This is a genomic window from Vibrio sp. 1402 (assembly GCF_033340275.1).
Genome location: NZ_JAWOWE010000012.1, coordinates 91,769 through 111,511 on the forward strand (window position 1 = coordinate 91,769; position 19,743 = coordinate 111,511).

Annotated in this window: 15 protein-coding genes; 4 read left to right on the plus strand and 11 right to left on the minus strand. The window is 39.6% G+C overall.

Annotated features, from left to right (window positions below; translation table 11 throughout):
* Nucleotides 1-3: 3 nt before the first annotated feature.
* Nucleotides 4-723, minus strand: a complete 720-nt coding sequence (locus R7044_RS19445) for a hypothetical protein (RefSeq protein WP_025634165.1) — start codon at nucleotides 721-723, stop codon at nucleotides 4-6.
* Nucleotides 724-895: 172 nt separating this feature from the next.
* On the opposite strand from R7044_RS19445, the gene R7044_RS19450 reads away from it, so the two are divergent.
* The 3 genes from R7044_RS19450 to R7044_RS19460 are packed head-to-tail and all read left to right on the plus strand — an operon-like array spanning nucleotide 896 to nucleotide 3,913.
* Nucleotides 896-3,139, plus strand: coding sequence for a hypothetical protein (locus tag R7044_RS19450; RefSeq protein WP_025634164.1), 2,244 nt, complete (start codon nucleotides 896-898; stop codon nucleotides 3,137-3,139).
* A 20-nt stretch (nucleotides 3,140-3,159) separates the two neighbouring features.
* On the plus strand, nucleotides 3,160-3,477 hold the full coding sequence (locus tag R7044_RS19455) for a hypothetical protein (protein ID WP_025634163.1): 318 nt from the start codon (nucleotides 3,160-3,162) through the stop codon (nucleotides 3,475-3,477).
* A complete protein-coding gene (locus R7044_RS19460) occupies nucleotides 3,470-3,913 on the plus strand; it encodes a hypothetical protein (protein WP_025634162.1) in 444 nt (147 codons plus the stop codon). The genes R7044_RS19455 and R7044_RS19460 overlap by 8 nt, the downstream gene beginning before the upstream one ends.
* Nucleotides 3,914-3,979: 66 nt before the next feature.
* Here R7044_RS19460 and R7044_RS19465 read toward each other — a convergent pair whose 3' ends face one another.
* From R7044_RS19465 to R7044_RS19490, 6 genes are read right to left on the minus strand one after another with little or no spacing between them, the layout of a single operon-like run.
* Nucleotides 3,980-4,756, minus strand: a complete 777-nt coding sequence (locus R7044_RS19465; RefSeq protein WP_025634161.1) for a prepilin peptidase — start codon at nucleotides 4,754-4,756, stop codon at nucleotides 3,980-3,982.
* A gap of 2 nt (nucleotides 4,757-4,758) precedes the next feature.
* Entirely contained in the window at nucleotides 4,759-10,923 is a 6,165-nt protein-coding gene (locus R7044_RS19470) for a hypothetical protein (RefSeq protein WP_077202327.1), read from the minus strand.
* Between the two features lie 8 nt (nucleotides 10,924-10,931).
* Complete coding sequence (locus R7044_RS19475; RefSeq protein ID WP_025634158.1) at nucleotides 10,932-12,416, minus strand: hypothetical protein; 1,485 nt, start codon at nucleotides 12,414-12,416, stop codon at nucleotides 10,932-10,934.
* Nucleotides 12,417-12,418: 2 nt separating this feature from the next.
* Nucleotides 12,419-13,540: a hypothetical protein gene (locus tag R7044_RS19480; RefSeq protein WP_025634156.1), complete on the minus strand. Its 1,122-nt coding sequence runs from the start codon at nucleotides 13,538-13,540 to the stop codon at nucleotides 12,419-12,421.
* Nucleotides 13,530-14,555: a hypothetical protein gene (locus R7044_RS19485; RefSeq protein WP_025634155.1), complete on the minus strand. Its 1,026-nt coding sequence runs from the start codon at nucleotides 14,553-14,555 to the stop codon at nucleotides 13,530-13,532. The genes R7044_RS19480 and R7044_RS19485 overlap by 11 nt, the downstream gene beginning before the upstream one ends.
* Nucleotides 14,552-15,181, minus strand: coding sequence for a hypothetical protein (locus R7044_RS19490; protein WP_025634154.1), 630 nt, complete (start codon nucleotides 15,179-15,181; stop codon nucleotides 14,552-14,554). The genes R7044_RS19485 and R7044_RS19490 overlap by 4 nt, the downstream gene beginning before the upstream one ends.
* A gap of 72 nt (nucleotides 15,182-15,253) precedes the next feature.
* On the opposite strand from R7044_RS19490, the gene R7044_RS19495 reads away from it, so the two are divergent.
* A complete protein-coding gene (locus R7044_RS19495) occupies nucleotides 15,254-15,760 on the plus strand; it encodes a hypothetical protein (RefSeq protein ID WP_025634152.1) in 507 nt (168 codons plus the stop codon).
* A gap of 90 nt (nucleotides 15,761-15,850) precedes the next feature.
* Here the strand turns inward: R7044_RS19495 and R7044_RS19500 are convergent, their stop codons facing one another.
* Genes R7044_RS19500 through R7044_RS19515 form a run of 4 tightly spaced genes read right to left on the minus strand, consistent with a single transcriptional unit; the run spans nucleotide 15,851 to nucleotide 19,718 of the window.
* Entirely contained in the window at nucleotides 15,851-17,158 is a 1,308-nt protein-coding gene (locus R7044_RS19500) for a hypothetical protein (RefSeq protein ID WP_025634150.1), read from the minus strand.
* A 2-nt stretch (nucleotides 17,159-17,160) separates the two neighbouring features.
* Entirely contained in the window at nucleotides 17,161-18,480 is a 1,320-nt protein-coding gene (locus tag R7044_RS19505; RefSeq protein ID WP_025634149.1) for a toprim domain-containing protein, read from the minus strand.
* Nucleotide 18,481: 1 nt separating this feature from the next.
* The gene (locus R7044_RS19510; RefSeq protein ID WP_025634147.1) at nucleotides 18,482-19,273 is read right to left on the minus strand and encodes a hypothetical protein; all 792 of its coding nucleotides are present in this window, start codon (nucleotides 19,271-19,273) and stop codon (nucleotides 18,482-18,484) included.
* A complete protein-coding gene (locus tag R7044_RS19515) occupies nucleotides 19,266-19,718 on the minus strand; it encodes a hypothetical protein (protein WP_203347289.1) in 453 nt (150 codons plus the stop codon). Before R7044_RS19515 ends, R7044_RS19510 begins: the two co-directional genes overlap by 8 nt.
* Between the last annotated feature and the right edge of the window lie 25 nt (nucleotides 19,719-19,743).

Below are 19,743 nucleotides of genomic sequence, written 5' to 3' on the forward strand. Positions count from 1 at the left end.
ATTTTATTCGTCAAAGAGAGCCTCAATTTGTTCATTGTCTAAGTCCCCTTTCCGACTTTTGAACCTATTAAAACCTTGTTTAACTGTTTCTTTAACTCTTGCTTTAACAGCGTTAAAAAAGTCCTTCCAGTCGATCTTGTAATCTGAGTCCAATGTGTATGCAATAATGCTAGGAATTGAAGATCGTGCAACGCTATCCAGAACAGCCATCTCTTGTGGTGTCGGTTCCGCCTCTTCTAAATGCAATTCAAAAACCTTGATCGTTATGTACCACTTCTCACTATCGTAGTGTACTAAGTCACTATCGAATTTCGAAAGGAGAAATTTAATCTCGTTAGAACTTAGTTTATAGGTAGGGAAACCAACGACAATGTTCATGAATTTTGCAGCCATACCATTGTCTATTATTTTTCTTCCTGGAATCTGGCTAGCACTACCCTTTCTGAGCTCGTTTTTGATGTGTGAAAAACTACAACGCTCTGTGAACTTAGCCCTAAGTTCGACTAGGGTGTGTTTTGCTGCTCTATCTGCAATCGTACTTGCTTCAGTTATACTGATTTTTTTGTTCCTATTTTGTTTTAGCAAAATTGCTGTTTTAAGTCTTCTGGCGTATAAGCCAGGGAAACCTTCTAAGTCACTGTAAGGGTAATCGTATGCTGATTCTAAACATTGTTCATACAGTTCCACCCAAGGGCTTTTTAACTCTTCTAGCTCTACAGTCATTGTGAACTCCACTTTCTATTGTTTATAGTCCATTTATAGCATATATCTAATTTTATTAACACAAAGCTGACTTAACATTTGCTATAATATATAATAGAATTCTTAGCAATATGGTTATTACCGCAATATAATAAATACAAAAGTAGTAAACCTTTGATTTAAGGTGATAAGAATGCCAAAAACCAAAAAGTTACTTATCTCTAGGCTGGCAGACATTGTTCAAAAGATTGAACTACTAGAGAATCCCAAACGCAACGCCCGAATTTTAGAGTTGGCACTAGGGCTAAATGGTGAGGGTCCACATACTCAAGCTCAGATTAAAGAATTTCTTGACGTGGAGTACCCAGAAGCAACTGTTAGTACCGAAAGAATCCGTGTCATCAAGAGTGTACTTGTAGATTCGTTTGGCAAGGAACTAGTTAAATCGTGGGATGAGTTTTTCGAAAATCTGTTTGATTACCTGTACTCTCAGGTCCCAATTGAAATTGGGCTACTTGCCCAACGTTTAGCCGATCCCAAATATCAGAGTTTTAACCCCAAGCTTGGACATCAAGAAGCATTTAGTGAAAAACCATTTAATGTTTTGGGGCTGATGAAAATCCTAGAGTTCAGACCAAAAGTCGACACGAGACAACTCAAAATTAAGAGGCTCTATTTTGAGTTCAATGACACACGTATAAAGGGTCGTGAGAGAAATACTAAAGAGTCTACGCTTTTCCTTATTCCAAACAACTTTAACGTTAAGTTAGAAAACCTTCTTAACCACGCAGAACGAGCTGTAAAGTTCAATGGGATGATACAAGAGCAAATCTTACTACCTCTCATGCCTAAAAAGCTGCCTGTACATAAAAGAGAGGAATTAGCTCACTCTTTGCTTATCTGTCATAAGGATTTCATGTGGCTAGATGAGCGATTAGGCTACTTGACCCTAACTAACTCTTTAGATAATAGGATTACAAGATTTGCAGCTAAGATTTTTAAAGTTGTTGATGAGATTTCAATTGCCCTATTTTCATGCCAAATATCAAGAGCAGTACGGGCCCAAGCTCGCGCATTAAGAAGTGACTCAGATTTAGAGTTTCTACAAGAGCGCTCAAATTTATTGAATAATGTCTCTTATGGTTCTGACATACCTTTCAAAGTGCAAGACGCTTTAATGTATTTCGTTAGAGCGGGATTATGCACGATTGATGAGAGCAATACTCTTCGTCCTACTGAGCTGTTACTGGATAACGTTGATGTTTCTCTTCGTCGTTCAGAAGAAATAATGATGGACGTACTAAAGAATGCACCAAACCAAACGTTAAGTAACTCTGAATTCCGCGAGAAAAGCATAAAAGAGATATCTGAGAGGACAGCAAAGCTGTATGACGAACGTTTTGAAGATTTTATTGCTAAGGACATTATTCTTAAGAAAGACCAGCTCGTGCTTTTTAATAGGGATAGCGTTGACTCTTTAAAGAGATGCACTAGAAGCGCTATTGAATCTCAAAGAAGCATTTATAAAGGCGCTCGACAACCTCTTTATCTAAGACTAATTGAACTTGCCAGTTTATATATTGAACGAGCCAAGAAAGCTAACGCTTCAATTGCATCTAATCGTACACAGTTGAGAAAAGCTAAGGCAGATAAGAAGGTGAAGCTTGAGAAAATCGAATCTCTTGAATCAACCTCTTCTGACTTACGTTTGTTAAAAGCAGAGTGCTCTGATTTCTCGTTAAGAGTTGATAAGTTACAAGAGGAACTGCAACGATTAAACAGAAAAGTTTCTCAGTATGAAAAGGCAGGTGAATCTAGGAGATCTTTGTTGAACTCAGAACTTGAAAGGATTCATATTGCTGAAAGACACATGTCATTCTGCGAGCGATTGCTAACTACAAGAGACTCAATTTATGAAAAATCAATTCAAATCGTTGTCGATGAGCTTTGTTCTACTCTGATGTCACTCAAAAGTAGTGAGGTTGATGAAGAAATACTCAAATCCAAGTCAGACGTTGCTATTAACGATGTTCTCGGCTCAATTCTAAACAGAGTTGAAGGCATCGATTCTGAGTTTTCTAATGATCTCGAGAAGCTTAAATTTACTGATATTCTAATCTACCGTGTGATATCAGATTCGATTTCCTTACTCGATAGACTCGACTCTGAGCTACCAGAACCAAATGATAAATTTTCAGATTTGATATTGAATTTGATTTTGGAGTTACCTGAGGATTCCGATGGTAATAGGAGCACTACGTATAGCGAGTTTAAATCAGCTTTAATCGAAAGAGCTATCGCTGACGAAAGAAACCATGCTGTTGGCCACTTCAACCAACATAATAGCTATAGCCCCCTCTTTGTTCGTGTGAGAAAAGCGGAATACTCGTACGTAGGTACTGAAGCTTCTAAGCATGCTGACTTTGAGTATATATAACTAAGAGATCAGGAGTACAAATGCTAAAGATTTTTAACAAATTTATGATGTTACTTGCCCTATTTGCTACCGTAAGTTTGGTGTCATCAGTTGTTGAAGGAAATGCAGTCTTAGTCTTTATGACGTCGGCATTTGTACTTGGTTTGCTATGCATCATTCATAAGTTCAAAGGTGGAGTACTATCTCCTACCCTCTTAAAGGCCGTTGAGGTTGCAGTGGTAATTGTATCTATTGGATGTTTGCTTACAGCTCCTCCCGGCGAGGGATTTTACGTTTTAGCTTGGTTATGGACGACCGTGTTTTTCACGCTGTATAAAAAGGCCGATACTCATGTCTAATTCATTAAGCAAAAAAGTTAACATACGTGGGCCAAATAACTACCAGTTTTTAAAGTGGATTCTGGATGCTAACGATAATTTTTTGGCACTTAACCACTGCAATGACCCGGATGGTTTTCGTACAACATCTAAAGCAATTCAATCTCAGCTTAATAAAATTGATGAAACGGATGTACAGAAGATTCGGTCTACTTTCATGCAATTATTGGTTTTCTTTCCAGAGTCTAGAGTAGATAAGTTCGTCGGTTTGTTTCATGCTGCGAAATCTCGTGATAAAACTTCAACAACCACAATGGCACTGTCTAAGCTTACCAAAAAAAGGTTTGATTCCTTATGTAAGAGAGTAGCTAAGTCTTCAACGAATGATGAGTTTTTAAATCTGCTACTCGATTTAGCGGAGACAGAATATGGGTTGGATGAAAGTAACATGAGGTAGTGGTTTGGTAGGGCCCATATTACTATTCATATTAGAAAATAAAGCAGCTACGATAGCTGCTTTAATTTAAAAATTAATAGTTAAAAAACTGGGATTGTTGACTATGAATGCTATGTAAGAGCTTATCACTATATATGGCCCCAGTGGATACTGCCCTCTCGTTCCTCTTATGTATGTTATGACGATGAACACAAACATAAAGAGTATTGTGAGCATTGTTATCTCTACGCCAGCCCAAGCCCCTATACCAGCCCCCAGCCTTAAATCACCATTTGCCATTCCAATATTTTTGTAAAGCACTTTATGCATAGTATTGAAAAGGTAAAGAAGCCCATACCCTAATAAAGCACCGCTAAGCGATTCTTCGGAAGATAGATAGCCATACTCTGTACAAGCCAGAACCAAACCAGACCATAAAATGAAATTTGTTAGTTTTTCTGGTAGAAATTGACTCGCTAGGTCAACCAAAAACGCCATTGCTGTTAGGCAAAAGAAAATGAGCATTAAAAGAAACTGCTCAAATGAAGTTGCTATTTGGTATAGAGTCACCGTTGAAGCGGCTACGGTAATTTCTAATACAAATACCTCTTTATAAGTTTGGTTGTTTCCCTTCAGGCCACCAGCAATGCAGGAGAAAGGTACCCAGTATCCAACACTTTTGCATAAGCTAGTGAAGTCAAACCGTCCTTCACGGTTACTTGGTTCTAAAGAGTATTCAGGATAATAGGTGATGAGATCATTTCTGATCTCATCTTCTTCAATTTGTGGCAGTAATCCAGCTATGACATAAGTGATCTTTGCAATGAGACTACCAGTAATTACCAGGAACAGATAAGAAATCATTGTTATCTTGTAATCTCCATAGTTTCTTGCTCTTTGGAGTTCATATCAGAACGCGAACCATCACCTCTTCGCAATGTTGCTCTCCATGGCTTATCTAAATCAATCTCCGTTTTTAAAGGAGTACTAATTTCAGTTAGATTCTCAAATGCTTTAGCTACGAAGTAGCTGTATGGCTCACGTTGATTCTTCTTCGCTGTTCGAGGCATTTCTTTTGCAGCTTGTATTTCACGTTCTGCTACCAAACCAGCTGCTGCAGATTTTAAACTTGAAATCTTTAAGGACTTTTGTGTCCCATCTAGTGGGTCTTCATACAGTAGATTTTGTCTACTACTAGGGTCATTCTCAATAATACCTTTCTCTTTAAGATCGTTAACTACCTTCCTTACTCCAGTTTCGTGCAGTCTGGTAGCAACTTTGTTGTAGTATTTAGATAGTTCACCTGTATTACCCACAGGGCTATTCCATATGCCGAAAAGAGCTTGCCTAAGCGTATCCTCAGGTATTTGACGTTTTTCAATAGCGTCCTTTAGACAAATTCGACTAAAGTATATAGGGTCATTAGCGCCCTTAATTGGGCTTGAAGGCGTGGTAAGATATTCATGTACCTTTGCGTGTAGCTTTTTATCAAGAGCAGAAAATTTCGTCACGTAGCCTTGCTCATTGCGTGTAGATTCGATCATCATCCCCACTCTAGCTTCAGTCGCCAACCAATTGCCTATTTCACTAGCTTTAGATGCATATTCTTGTTTAGCTAAGTTGTCTTCAGGTTTTTTTATTGATACCAATACTTCAAGTGCTTTTTGAGTTAGCTCTTTGGTATCTGATTCTGGAGATGTCTTTGATGCGTATAGGAAGGCTGCTTTCTTTTGTATAGCTGACTGTCCTTTGTCGCCTACAAGTTCATTAGCAAGTTTCACATAAGCTTTTACATCAGGATTATCATCGAAGTCGAAGTCATTAATATTGACCTTTGTTGTCTCCGAGAATGTTTTGGTTACAACCTGGATAGGCTCCTCTGATTGGTTAGTCACTTCTACTTTATGTGGTGTCTCAATTCTACTTTTAACGTCATGGACGTCTATGGCATTTTTGGCTGCACTCTCAGCTATGTTTGTAAGTAGTCCAGTAAGATGGGCCACACTCTCCTTATCTGAGGATTTGAGTGACTGAAGTACTTTTAAAAGTTCCTTTTCTATCTCACTTTGGTGTTGTCCATTTCTGGATTCATCCTTTATCTCGTTTGCAGGAGCTGTATTTTCTATGTCAGGGCTTGTTGTGTCTTTTGACGGTATCGCATCTGAGGATGTCTGTTCACTATTAGGGTTATAGGAAGAGGAAGTACCATCAAGGTCTGGTGCAACATCTAGGTTCGCATTAAAGTTTTGGTTCTCAGAAAGCGCAATTTCCTCAAACATTTCGACTTGCGCCTGGATTGAGTTTGCGGCTCGTTGTTCATTCCAAGCTTTCTGCTTAGATTTATCGAATATAGACGTTAATTGTTCTGTTGTTGGCACATTAACATCTGGAGCTTCTACGTCTACTAAAGGTAAATCGATTTCACTTCTAACATTCAAAGTAGAGGCTTCTACAGTGGTTGTTGATTTCCAATATTTCGAACTATCGGCCCAGGCACCTACCGTCGTAAAGCTTGAAATTCCAACAAAAGTATCTTTTGGTGTGAACTGGTCACTAAAGTTAATACTTGTAGCATTTAGTTCATCTAACACTAGCTGACTTAATGATTTTGCCCCAGTATTAGTTTTTATTACTTGTTCATCGCTGTTTGGTGGTCTTGTTGTAGAGTTGACAAGCACATCTGTCGTTCTATCAATCTTCTCCATAGATTGCTCAGCCAAGGAACGCTCGCCTACCCCTGTAGTTTTCTGATGCTTAAGATCCAGTCCATCGGACTTGGGGTCAACTTGACCCAATTCAATACTTACGTCATTGATTGTCGTATCTATACTGTGTCTTTCTGCTTGACTTACAGATGATGGCTGTTCGTTAGATACGGATTGGACTTCCACTTCTTGGTCAGCTAACTCAAACAAATCTATTGTGCCCTGGTTTTCAACATGTTCTGAGCCAGCAACACTAATGGTTTGCTCTTCCTCATCTATGCCGAAATCATCAAGACCCCATTCAACGTCTTCCATACCTGAAAAATCAGGCATATCGCTCTCTAATGGGTCGATTGTTGAGGGTTTAAACGATGGGGCGTCAAGTTCAGATAATTCATCCAACCAGTCATCTGCATTATCGAGTAATTCTGGGCTATCCGTTTCTGCCTCAACCTCAATGCTCTCTTCCAGGTTATGATTGCCGTGAGTGAGTTCATCGGACCAAGCGTCAGGGTTAGTCAGTTCTTGCTCGTGGTTTACAGGCTCGTTGTCTGTTTCTAGGTCAATAGCATCAACTATATTTTCTTTGAGCTGTTCTAACTGGGCTCCCTCTATTTCAGGTTCCAGTTCATTCATGTCAAGGTTAGCTAATGTGTCAATATCAAAGTTGAAATCATCGACAATGGGTTCTATTTCATGTGTGGTTTCAATAAGATCATGGTCCAAGCCTGTATATTGTTCTCTGAAATCAATATCGAAGCCACCATCGGCAGCAAGCTCTGCGAAGTTGGTACTATCTAAGGTTAATTCATTATCGTTATCTAAACCTTCTGTATGGGCGTTTTCGATGTTGTATAGCTCAATTAAGCTAAGAGTCTTTGTCGGCTCTCCAGTTGATGCATTAACCCAGCTACCCTCTTGGTTCAACATTATCGGGGTATCATTTGATATTGGGAGTTCGTACGTCCCCCAATCTGTTGAATCAATTTGTACTAAGCAGGTTTCTAGTTCTCGAGAAAGTTGACCAGGTTCCTCTTGCAGTGGTGCTTTTGGCTGCAATAGCGGTAAATCCACAGGGTCGATTGTTGTTGATATAGGCGTTTCACCATGCTTTGAAATATAGTAAACGGTTGTAGGTATGGTGAATTTAGTGCCATTCAATGCGTCAATTTTATTCTCTGCAAGAGCCAATGAATCGAACTCATAGTTACCGTTTACAGCTCCATTAGGTGCAAATGATTTAACTGTGTAAGGTTTTGACTGCCGCTCAGCGGGTTCGATATAGAAGTTTTGATCTGCACTAGAAAAAGCAGATGTATCGATATCAATAATGTTTGGTTGAGAGCTGATTCTGTCAAGCTCATAAGCAACTTCATTACTGTCAATTTCTAATTCAGTTACTGGTTCAAGTTCGTTTGTCGTCGTACAATTTATTTTGATTGTCTGATTTGAGTTTTCGAGCTTTGCTTGTATCGACCTTGGGTCCACTAATGTAGACATTACTTCCGATACGCTGAGGCCGAATTCTTCCTCAAATGTCCTTGAAGTAGTTCTGTCTGGCTTACCATCTGCATCAATATCTCGTAATACAAAGTTTTGATCAGTAAGCCACTGATAATTATTGTTACTAAAATATATTGATTCGACTACAGCGTTGATGTCTTGTGCAAGGTCTGCTCTGCTGTTGTATCTCGGTTGTTTCAGCCCTTTGCTACCTCCGATAACAAGCTCACCATCTTCAGAAACTCTTATTGGTCTAGCAAATGTTCCCGTTTCATTCTCAACAAGCAAAACGACATCATGGGCCAATTGAATATCCCTAATATCGTTGTATGTATCTGCGGAAGTAAAAGGTACTTTTGATTCCTCGTCAAAGCATCTGTATGTTGAACCAACATATTCGAGAGCTTTGGTGTAAGCACTATCAAGGTTTTTTTCAGCTTGAGAAAACTTCTCATAAGCTATCTGAACTGCGTGTCCCTTTTCAATTTCTAGGTTTATTAAAATTTCTTTAGCGGTGTCTGCTTTCTCAATAGTTTGCCAATCTCCGTCGATGTGACGTTGTAGCGAATATGACACTATTCGTTCTATATTATGTTCATTAGGAGCTACGTTAGCTTCTTGAACAGGTAGCTCAGAGACTCGGTGATCTATTCGCTCTTGTTCTACGGATACTGCTTTTGGAGTTTCGAATTGCATTCCAACGGGAAAGCTAGTGGTTAGTAGGGTCCCATCGATGCCATATGCATCAAAGATATCAGTGAATTTATCTCTTTCTGCATCCAGAAATTTCCTGGGAGCGACATACTCTTTTGATGGTGTAGTATTGTTGCTTATTACCAGCTCTAACTGGTCTCCCATAACTTCTATAGCTTTATCATATTCAAAAATATCGAATAAATTATTGTAGTCTGTAGCCTTAATTGCAGTGGCTTCTGGAAGTACATCTAACTTTTCCCAATCAACGCTAAAGCTTTTTACCCCAAATTCGTCGTAAGCTTGAAGAGCGACCTTCGCGCCTGTATTCAAATTAAGAGCTCTAATCGAGTGTTCACTCGTAGGGGCTTTTAAAAAACAGTCATTATCTGAGGCGTTTAATAGGGGGTTGTTAGGGTAGTCCTGGCTGTACCGCTTTATTGCGTGAGAGATATTATTAGCAAACATCGCACAAACAACAGCAACATCTAAACCACGTTCCTTAGCGGCGATAAACAAAGACCCTCCATTAGCAAAGCCTTCACTCGTTATGATCGTTGTCTTAGGTGTAATATTGCCGAGTTGAACAAAATTGTTTTTCATGTCGTCATTCATGACTTCAAACATTTTGTTAGTGGGATTTTCTTTGTTCCAGGGAGAGCCATTATGGGCTAAGAACTGTAACCCTCTAGTCTCCTCCACATTAGGGCCCATTTGAATGCTAACCGCTGGTTGGTCGTATAAAGATGTTAGTCTCATCAGACCATGGAGTTCTGGATAGTTTAGTAAGGCCTCCAAATGTTTTTTTTGGATATAAGTGCCTTTTACGGAATCTTTAGTGAGTTCTGGTTTTTCGAAATTGGCATCAATTAAGGTTTTAACCTCGATCTCACGTTTAGCGTTAGCTTCAGCTATCTCTTGCATCTTCTGTTGATGCTTAAGCTCTGCTTCTTTTGCGGAGGCAGCTATTTTATCCGCTAGTTCTTTTTGACGAGTTTCGTGAGCAAGACGAGCTTGCTCAGCTGTTAGGTTTGCCTCGTTACCCAAAGGGGCACAAGGTAGACGTTCGCACCAGCCTTTGAAGTCAGGTTTAAAACTGATAAATGTAGAGTCTCGACCTATAAGCGAAATACCGACGGCAAGTGAGACCGTTGGCGTTATGTCACTCGGATTTTTGTCGTTGTAAAAAACCCTAATCCCAGCTGCAACCGACCATTCTGACTTTTTACCGCCTTTGTGGTGGAATTCCTTAGCGATACCTCCGACTTTTGCACCATTTTCACCAATAGTTGGAGAGTCAGCGTATGAGTTTAGGTCAATGTCAAAATCAACGCGCTTACCACTAGAGCTTGTGTACTTTTGACTATCTGCGTAACTTTGTATCTCACTTAAGTGCTCTTGAAACATATTTTTACCAAGAAGCTGCAGTGATTTAGTGTCTGCTTGATACGTTTCGCTCAACATTAGCTCATAAAGTTCAGCTTTGTGTTGATACATTTGAGCAGGATTAGCTAGTTCATTTTCATGAACCCCGTTATTTAGAGACTTTATGTTTTCTCTAACTAGCTTCTCTAATCTAAAAAGTGAAGAATGATCTATGTACCCAAGTTTAACTGCTTGGCTAGAGAACTCACTTAAAAGTGAATCTTGAGCTTTGTGAGTTTTATCTAAGATTGATGCTGAGTTGTGTTCTGGACTAAACCTACGTTGCCATGCTTCATATGCTTTGTTTTTAGCGGCCACATACTCAGGATTTTTATATACATCGTCTCCGGTAGCCCTGAGCTCACTTGCAATTTTTCCGAGCTTTTTACGCTCTTCAAAGAATTCAGAAATACCATTTTTTGAATAGACTTCAAATCCAGATGTTAGATGGATGGCCAATGCAGCGGCTTTAGCCCAATGAACTTCTGCAAATTCCCTCGAATAAGTTTCATTGAGACTTTTTGACTTTCCATTCACGTAATCGGAAAGCTTTAAACTAGCACCCATTGAGTTCTTGGAGCGTCCGAATGGATGTCCATAATCTCTCAAAATAGTTTTGTTACGGTCTTTTTTAGTGGCATAGACCGTGCCTCGGAGACTTGCTTCTAGTCTTTCTACAATGTTACTAGGTGTATTGTGATTCATAGTTCCCCCTACTCGCTAGTTTCATGTTCAATTTGGATAGGTCTAACGAGTTGCCCAAGTGCATGAGGTTCGCTTTGTCTATAAATAGATTGTTTATACGTGAATTTTTTTAGTGCGCCTGACTCTGTGGCCGAATAAACCCATCCGAACACCATAAAGCCATTTTGTGCTGCAATCAGTGCAGTATTGGCAATGAATTCGCTAGAGATTTCTCCAATTATTAGGAACTGCATACCTGAAGAAGCGTACTGTGAGAGTAAACTATTGATATCACCTGAGAGGTTTGTGTGAACAAGATCTGTTAAGTAGATAGGAAATGAATCTTCATACGCTAGAAATGTATCTCCATTTTCTTCATTCAAATGCTCTCGTACGCTATTGATCATTCCACCAAGTGGATCTTGTTTAATACTCCCGAAGCTTAACTGAACAATTCCCTCTTGAATTTCAGGAGTGCTTGTCTGATTTGTCTCTATCTCAAACTCAGATGTGTACATCATGTCCAAAATTAGGGTATAGCCGCCAGGGATAGGGATTGAGTTTATTTTAATGCCGCATTCAAAGCTTTCATCAGTATGTTCTGATGTAAGCATTTCTATAACCGTGAAACCTGAATACGGGGTTTCATTTAAAGCTTTGGTAGGTATGCCGGATTCTTGCAAAAATAGCTTTAACCCCTGATACATACCTAGAGAAGTCCAATCAAAAGATTCAGTAACCATTTGATTTAGACAGACGACTCTATTGATAGAGCTATCTATAATATTGAAGTGGATCTTGTGTATCAGGTGCTTTTCCGCAAAAGAAAGAAATTCAATACACCCTTCGGCCTGATGTGGTAATTGGTCTTCATATAGCTTTTCATTAACTTTCGAGAATACACTGGAGTCTATCCTAGAAAGGTTACGAACAATCTCACTTTCAGGTGCTATGGCTATATAGTAGTTATTTGCCATGACTTGTTCTTGTATGGCGATCCCTGTACCGGGAGCCGATGATTCGGTGGCTGTTGTAGGTAATAAGCCAGCGCAATCAAGCCAAAAAACGATTTCGTTAGAGTGGTTTTTGCTACTAATATCGAGCTGTAGTTGATAGTAATCATTTTCGCTAGGCAAAAATATTATGGGTTTATTGTTTAGGTTCAGAACAATTGATTTACCATCAGTGCAATAGTCATAGAGGTCCTTATACTTGTAGGCTTCTTTGTTTATTTCTAGTTGATACAAGCCATTGAAGTAAGGTACTCCTGATTTCAAGATAGATAACTTTTCTTTACTCATATTTAGGTGAGGAAACTGAATGCATAGTTCTTCAAGCGTCATATTGTTAAGCAAACCTAAGTCAACGCTATCTTCAATGTATTGATCTAGTAAACCAATGTGCTTTGCGATTCCGAAGTGCGAAAGCTTGCTGGTCTCTTGATGGAATCCTAGAAGAAATTTAAAGTTTGTTGGTACGTTTTCACTTTCCATTAACTCAATAAAATTGCTCATCGTTAACCTCTTCCTAACCCAAGCATGTTGATGGTTGTGTTAATTGTATTTGTAATGTTTTCAACAGTTTTGTGCATGTTTTCCGCAGCTTTCTGGACAATCTTGCTAGTCTGCATACCTACTTCCTGAACGTTTTCTCCAGAAAGTAATTTAGTTGCAGTTTCAAGTGATTTTTTACATTGGGATAGCTTGTCTTGGCCTACGGCTTTGCCTAGTTGGTCAATCGCATTAGGACCAAGGTTGTCCAATCCCTTTTGAACTTTTGAAACACTTTTATTTAGGTCACTAGCTATCTTCTCGAAGTTTTTCTCAGCTTTTTTAAGTGTTGAAGCTGGTGCTCCTTCTGCAATCAGTCCTTTTAGGTCCAGGTAGGACTGTTGAAGATCTCTTGACCTATCAATGACACTGTTGATTTGTTTCAACCCTGGCTGTTCTCCTTTTAATTTGTTGTAGGAGTTTGTTAAGAAAGAAGGCCCACCTTGAGCTTTGGAGCCGTTATGGTTGAGGTTAAATAGGCCATAAGAGTTCCTATTTGTATTTATGTTTTGGTTGTACTGGTCGACCTTCTTGTTTTCTTTATTTTGTACACTATCCTGCTCCCTTCCGTTTTCCTTACTTGGTGGGGTAGTTTTTTTTCTATTATTTGGTTTCTCTTCATCCTGTTTAGGAACGTTTTCATTCTCAACATTACGTTCAATAGTTGCTGGTTGGTCTGGGGATGCAGTTTTTTGTTCTGGGGGTTCTTCTTTTGTTTTTATATGCTTTTCCTCAGCAGGTTCAGTATGCTTCAATACATGCTCTTCAGTTGAAGGTGATCCTTTTCCTACGGAGTGCTCAATAGCTGAATTTTTTAAGCTCGCAGCTACATTTGTAATACCACCAGCATCGATACCAGTACTTTCAATGTTAACGGTAGGTGAAAATGAATACCGTTTTATTGGTGTGTCAGGTGTTATTTCTGATATTGGAGTGAAGTTGATAGTTTCTGGTAAATTGGGAGCTACAGAAGAGGTGCTTAAGCTCTGTCCTTGGCTTGCGAATTCAAAGTCAGGTGTTTCAAGCCTAATAGACTCTAGCGGGATGCTGTTAATAAGGTCTGTTATTGAGTGTTTGTTATAGTCCATTTTCTGCTAACTCCGCTAAAATTTGAGTCTTAAGAGCAAGGTTGGCTTCTCTTGTAAGTAGTGATTCGTAGTAGGCCAAAAGGTATCTTGCTAATCGTGCTGATTGAATTGCATCCATCCGAGCAACACTTTCGCTGGTCGGCCTAGGAGACAGCCCATTAACTGTCTCTACAGGCATTCCTAAGGATTTCATATCGCTAAGCTCTTCCGTTCTGCCTTGCCATATATCTGACTGAATAGAGTTCATATCGCTCAATTGGGAGCGTTTTATATAACTCGATTTCATAGTGGCAATCGCTAAGTCACTTCGAAGGTATCTATTCAGTTTTCTAGTTAATCTGAGTTCATCGTCAGAACCTTTCATGTCTTTTGGGTGAGGGATCGTAGATTGATTTTGAGTTGTTAATAGACCAACTAACTGATCCATAGCTAAACGGTCTTCGTGCGATAACTCACTCAATACTGCTTGCCCAAAGGTGTCATTTAGAAGGATTGTGTATTCTTCGTGAAGGTTAGGTGCGCCAATAGGAGCTCTATGAGATATGCTGGACTTAAGGTTATCAAAGGTTTCTTCGGCTAGTTTTCCAGGAAGTACCTTCTCCCCCTCAATTACTAGTGAACTAGTTAGGCCATCATCATCAAAGAATAGACAGCCTTGTTCATCAAAATTAGCTACATACGCCCTCTCAACAAATTCACAAAGGCCTGGTGTAACTTCCATCTTTGATTGCATTAGCAAATTGTGCGTTTCAGAGTGACTACCTGATACAGTAGCTGTATGGAAAGCTTTGAGGTTGTCGTCGTTTTGGAATGATTTAATCGCGTTATTGATCTCGTTTGCCATTTCTTGAGACTTAGTCAGCGCTCTTTCAGCTGCTGTCATACCATCAGTGGCTGTTTGACTAGCTTTTTGACCTGTTTTGGCTGGATCTACAATCGTCCAAGCTAAGAATGCATGGCTTGTGTACGGAATGAATGCAACTATAGCCACCCCAATTGTAAAGAATTTCTTCATCTTTCCACCCCAATAGAAATGTCTAATGCTGGGTTAACCACTATTTCGTTATCTGGAATTAGATTGTGCTTGTAGGTTGTCTGGTTGATTATCTGGTTTTCAACACGATTACTTAGCATTGATTGCGTGTTAGGTACGGCCAAACCTGACGAAGGTTCGAAGAGATAGTCTGTTCTATCTAATAACAACGGAATCTGATGGGCATTCGGTGAATTGCTGCTACGATGGTGTTCAACAGATCGCTTAATAACACTATGTAGTTCATTCAGCTGTGCAACCCTTAGCCATGTCTTAAAGTTTTCACTAGGTTCGCTTTTATCAAGACGAATACCGTGCATCTCTATTATGGATAGAAGGGACTGTTGCTTTGGCTTGCTCCAATCAATTTCATGGGGGAGTTCGAGCGATGTTATATCCCCATCTTCATCAATAGAAACAATAGGCAGCTGGCAGTCAAACGTAGATGTTCCGTTAAGAGCATTAGCAGCCATGTAAGACGAAAGCATCAACTCATTCGTGTTCCAGTTAACTGCAAATTGAAGGTGTTGCTTTTCATTGATAGTTAGACCTAATGACCTACTAATTGAATCAAAAACATGGTCTTGTAGGCTATCTTCTAACCTCATGTTTGCCTCGTTGCGCGGGGGGTAATAGTTGTATAATATAAGACATTCATCAATTAAAAACAATGGTGTCAAATGGGTGACTATGAGGGAAATGCAGCCTGGATTGCTGCAGTTAGTGGGCGAGCAGACATAGAGCTATACTCTATCTTCAGCCTAGAAATTAAAGAAGTGTCGGAAGGTAGAATAGGACTTTCAAGGAGTATGTCTTCTATGATTGCTTATTCTATTGATTCAAAACACAACCACTATTTAGGTTGGCCACTAGGTGAAGTTTGGGATGCTGTAAAGAAAATTGAGTTTACCGGGTTCAAAGTAGAACCAACACCACTCTCTTTATCAAGTAGTCACGAATTGCAATTGCATTATGAAGTCGAAACGGAGGTGATTGTTTCTGAACGATCTCGCAGAGGGGTTCATAACATGACAAAGAGTGAGAATCGTCAACTTCATATGTGCCTACCTGTTACAGCAAGCGTTGGTAACAAGTTAGAATCTGCCTCTCTAATTACTCTAGTGCCATATGACGGTAATCATGAGTCTGACGATGCGGATGCAATAGTAGTAACTCCCATAGATTAGACTTTTATTATATTGAATAAAAATTTGGCCCAAGATGGGCCAAATAAAGTTTCAGGGTTTGGGATGATCTCTAAAGTTATTATCTAGTTACTAACTTTCCTTTCGTTTTAGTAGATCGAAAATTGTTCTATCACTTCTCATAACTCCGCGAATATAACCCCTTTCACTTGCTGGAGTGTCTTCGTCTCCCCAAACTAGGTAGGGAGTTCCACCTGCGAACATTAAATCGCCCAAAATCTTGAATTCCCTCATTTTAGTTTCACAACTCTTCGAAATGTTACTTGGAAAGTTTCTTAAGCTCTTAGTAGAAAAGAGTTCATTGTATGCGGCTTTATTATCATCAGAGCAGTATCCATTAAGCACTAACTCACCAAAGCTATTAAGGGGCTCTTGGTGAGTACGATATATATACTGATCGACTGTAAAGTTATTCTCGAATGGGTAATCAATAATCCGTTTTCTAGGATAAGGCATGTAACGTACCTTTACACCCTCAGCATTTAAAGAAGGAATTAGAGTATGTAGCTGTTTACATACTGGACAACTAAAATCGGTAGCAACTGTCAAAGTTCCCTTATAAGGGACATCTGCATCATTTTCATAAACAATAAAGCTATCATCATCTATTGCTGGAAGAAGCATCGGAGCGTATGTAGGTCCTAACTTTTGACGCATATGAGGCTCGATGTTCTTTAATTCATCCATGATTGTGTTAGATGTTTTTTCGGAGCTTACGCTTGGAATAGATGACTGAGTTACGGGTTGTTGTTTGCTAGAATCAGAACTTTCTTGATGCTCAAGCTGTTCTTGTTTCGCTTCCATGGCCAACTTTCTTTTGATTAACGCCTGAACTCCTGGAGATTTACGTAAAATCTCGTTTATCTTTTCTTCATGAGAGCTGTTTAAGTTGGTGTTATGTTCAGAAGGTTCAGCTGGAATTGGTTGAGGCTTGGGCTTGGTGTCGCTCAATTTGACTGAAGCTTTATGACTGCTATCTGTGAAAGCAACTATTGCCTTCTCTTTGGTGATTATTGACTGTATCTCATCCTTATGTGCGCCGAATATACGACCAAGGATGTTATCGCCATTGGACAGATCAATCATTTTCCCCTTAATTGCAAAGTTAACATCGCTATCAACAATGAATGTCCCTTTGTTTGTGAAGGCGGCATAAAGGTTAGTGTCTTCCATGATTTTAATTATTTTGTATGTGGTTACACTCATTTTTTCTTCAACGAGTTGTTCAATTGGCAAAGTACTCGAGCCACTTACATAAACCTCACTTGTTGGATTACTCTTTATAGGTGCTTTATCAGTTTTATACTCAGCAAAAGCGTAGAAACTGGCTAAGGCCATTAATGATAGTGCTAAACCTTTCTTTTTATGGAATTTGATCATGATTACCTACTCATCGTTAAATTATCAAACAAGGTGTTGGCCATGTTGTTAGTGATAGTTAGTTCCGTCCCATCTACTTTATGGTTTACTCGTTGGGTGATTGGATTTTGACGCATCTCTATATGTTCTAAGAGAGAAGGGAAAAGACGCTTAGTGATAGAAAACTGAAACTTTAGAGCTTCTTTGTTCAGTTGTGAGTTAATGTAAAAAGCTGAGCTAAGGGAACTACAAAGAGTTGGGCTGGTAGAAGGCTTATATAGGCCAAGTTCATTTAAGCTTTGTAAGATCTGGATATCTGGGGAGCTGCGTTTTAAACCAGGCTGAACTAGTTCTTCAGTTGACAAAATAGGTCCACCAGCATCAGCTAGATACGTCTTTTTATCGCTCAAGCCCAAAGCACTTTTTGTAAATTCAGTTACCATTTCTACTTCTGAATGTTTGCTGTACACGGAACGATGATCAACGACATAAATAGCTGAGTGGGCTTGGTTTCTTTCTGTTAATGCCGCAAATCTTTCCATGTCTATAGCTACACAAAGCTCGCTTAGGGTATCTTCTACGGAGTTCTCTGCACTTGGATACCAATAATTCTCGGTCACACGCCCGTATGAAAGCTTTCCAGATTGATATAAGTCTTGAAGATTATTTGCGATATCACAGACAGGCGTATCGTAGTGTATTGCTACGTTCTGGTAGATGTTTAAGGTTGATGGCGGTTTCGTTGGAACTTCAACTAATTCAGACTCGGCTGACTTTAGGGAAGTGTTGTAAGTTAGGGCTTTAACGGAACTTTCATCATCTAAGAATGTAGCTACATTAAGAGTAGGTGTATCCATTAAATGGCTTGCAACCATTAACTTATGAATACTCGTTGGTCCAATACCCTGATTAATACCATAATTGGCTACTTTAAGATTTAATAGTCGTTCTGTATGTGCTTGTGCTACAACGTCTAGGTTTATTGGCCTAACCTTACTCAGTGCTGTTTTTATGCCTAAAGGTGATAACTCACTCAGATCGGCTTTCACAAGTGAACGACCATATTGATTTGCTATGGTTTGCAATTGGTAGGCGATGTACTCTCCTTGTTCGTCAGCATCTGTCATAGCGATAACATTGTCTGAGCGTTGAATTTGAGTAGACAGATACTGGTATACGTCAGAGTTCCTTGGGGACCACTTTAGAGAAGGGTCTCCGACCTTAAAATCGAAAACTCTCCCCATAGTAAATCCGCAAGTAAACTCTTCTTGAATACCTAGTGCACCTAGAGCCAAGTTAACTTGCTTCGATTTAAGGCTGCTTTCAACAAGTATTAAATTCACATTACCACCCTTTTTTCACATCCCATTTTGGTTTGGTAGATTGGTTGGTATCTCTTGATGAACTAGGAAGGTTTTGTTCAGATTGAGGGTAAACGGCTTGTCTGCTTGTACCGTTTCTACAAGGTATTAAGTTACCTTCAGAGTCAAAGAAACTGTCTAACTCTGAGCATATTGGCAAAGTTGGGTCTTTCTCAGGGTCATAAGGTTCTGGGTCTGGTTCAGTTACCTCTCCTTCATCATCCTTACAGTATGTAATTCCATTTTGTGTATAACATTCTCTGTCTCCATGATCAGGGTCTTCTATGTCTATAATGTCACCGCCACCATTCCCATCAGACGCACATTCGTACGAAACCAGTTTTCCCTTGTCGTCATAGACAGGGCAAAATTTACTTTGCATCTCAATTTGATCATCGAAGATGCCTTCCATCAAATTATCTAGGTCGAGGTCTACACTATCTGGAATCGCATCAAGTACAGGGCCAAGTGCGTCGTCAATGCCTTGCTGCCCAATATCCTGAATGGTATCGCATAGAGCTCCTTGTAAACCATCGAGGCTAAACGAAGGTAGACCTGGCAAACTAAAAGAGAAATCACACCCTTGAGTCGGGTCTATATAAGCAAATGGGTTTCCCATCTTAGGATTGCTTGTATCTACGTCACATATACCAGCTGAAGGTGCTGGCAATGAGACTTTTTGTCGACATACCCTTGCTGCTTCACTCTTAAAGGGAGTGACAGTTGCAATGACTGAAGCTAGAAGTGCAAAACGAATAATTTTATTATTATCCATCCTTAGTATTCTCCTGAATTAATCTTTTGTGAGTTGCCAGTGCCAATCGAGTTGCATCCTCACTCATATATTGCTTGTCGAATTCGATTAGAAAGTTGAAGAGGTTTAATCTTGTGTGAAGAATTTTGGCAAACTTATACCGGTTTCGGTTTTCTATACTTTGACTCGCTAGAGTTTGGTTCGCGTGGATAGAGACAATGTAATTCCATTTGTGATCGTTTTGACTAAAAGCCCCCAGCCAACCAAAAGCAGCTAAAGACGTTTTTAGCGGTAAGCACCCCAAAATTACGAGTAACCGATCGGCTTGCTCTTGCACATCCTGATTCAATGGGAAATTTGCTAATTGAGGTAGGTTTTCAGCAATGCGATTAAGTTCTCTTAATGATGGAGACTGATCCTCAACAACCCAGCTTTCTCTGGCCTCAAAGGATGAAATGCTGCTCATTACTTTTGGCTCAACCTCTTGCCAG

Coding starts and splice junctions, on each gene's coding strand:
- R7044_RS19445 (WP_025634165.1), bottom strand. CDS start 723: ATGACTGTAGAGCTAGAAGAGTTAAAAAGCCCTTGGGTGGAACTGTAT.
- R7044_RS19450 (WP_025634164.1), top strand. CDS start 896: ATGCCAAAAACCAAAAAGTTACTTATCTCTAGGCTGGCAGACATTGTT.
- R7044_RS19455 (WP_025634163.1), top strand. CDS start 3,160: ATGCTAAAGATTTTTAACAAATTTATGATGTTACTTGCCCTATTTGCT.
- R7044_RS19460 (WP_025634162.1), top strand. CDS start 3,470: ATGTCTAATTCATTAAGCAAAAAAGTTAACATACGTGGGCCAAATAAC.
- R7044_RS19465 (WP_025634161.1), bottom strand. CDS start 4,756: ATGATTTCTTATCTGTTCCTGGTAATTACTGGTAGTCTCATTGCAAAG.
- R7044_RS19470 (WP_077202327.1), bottom strand. CDS start 10,923: ATGAATCACAATACACCTAGTAACATTGTAGAAAGACTAGAAGCAAGT.
- R7044_RS19475 (WP_025634158.1), bottom strand. CDS start 12,416: ATGAGCAATTTTATTGAGTTAATGGAAAGTGAAAACGTACCAACAAAC.
- R7044_RS19480 (WP_025634156.1), bottom strand. CDS start 13,540: ATGGACTATAACAAACACTCAATAACAGACCTTATTAACAGCATCCCG.
- R7044_RS19485 (WP_025634155.1), bottom strand. CDS start 14,555: ATGAAGAAATTCTTTACAATTGGGGTGGCTATAGTTGCATTCATTCCG.
- R7044_RS19490 (WP_025634154.1), bottom strand. CDS start 15,181: ATGAGGTTAGAAGATAGCCTACAAGACCATGTTTTTGATTCAATTAGT.
- R7044_RS19495 (WP_025634152.1), top strand. CDS start 15,254: ATGGGTGACTATGAGGGAAATGCAGCCTGGATTGCTGCAGTTAGTGGG.
- R7044_RS19500 (WP_025634150.1), bottom strand. CDS start 17,158: ATGATCAAATTCCATAAAAAGAAAGGTTTAGCACTATCATTAATGGCC.
- R7044_RS19510 (WP_025634147.1), bottom strand. CDS start 19,273: ATGGATAATAATAAAATTATTCGTTTTGCACTTCTAGCTTCAGTCATT.
- R7044_RS19515 (WP_203347289.1), bottom strand. CDS start 19,718: ATGAGCAGCATTTCATCCTTTGAGGCCAGAGAAAGCTGGGTTGTTGAG.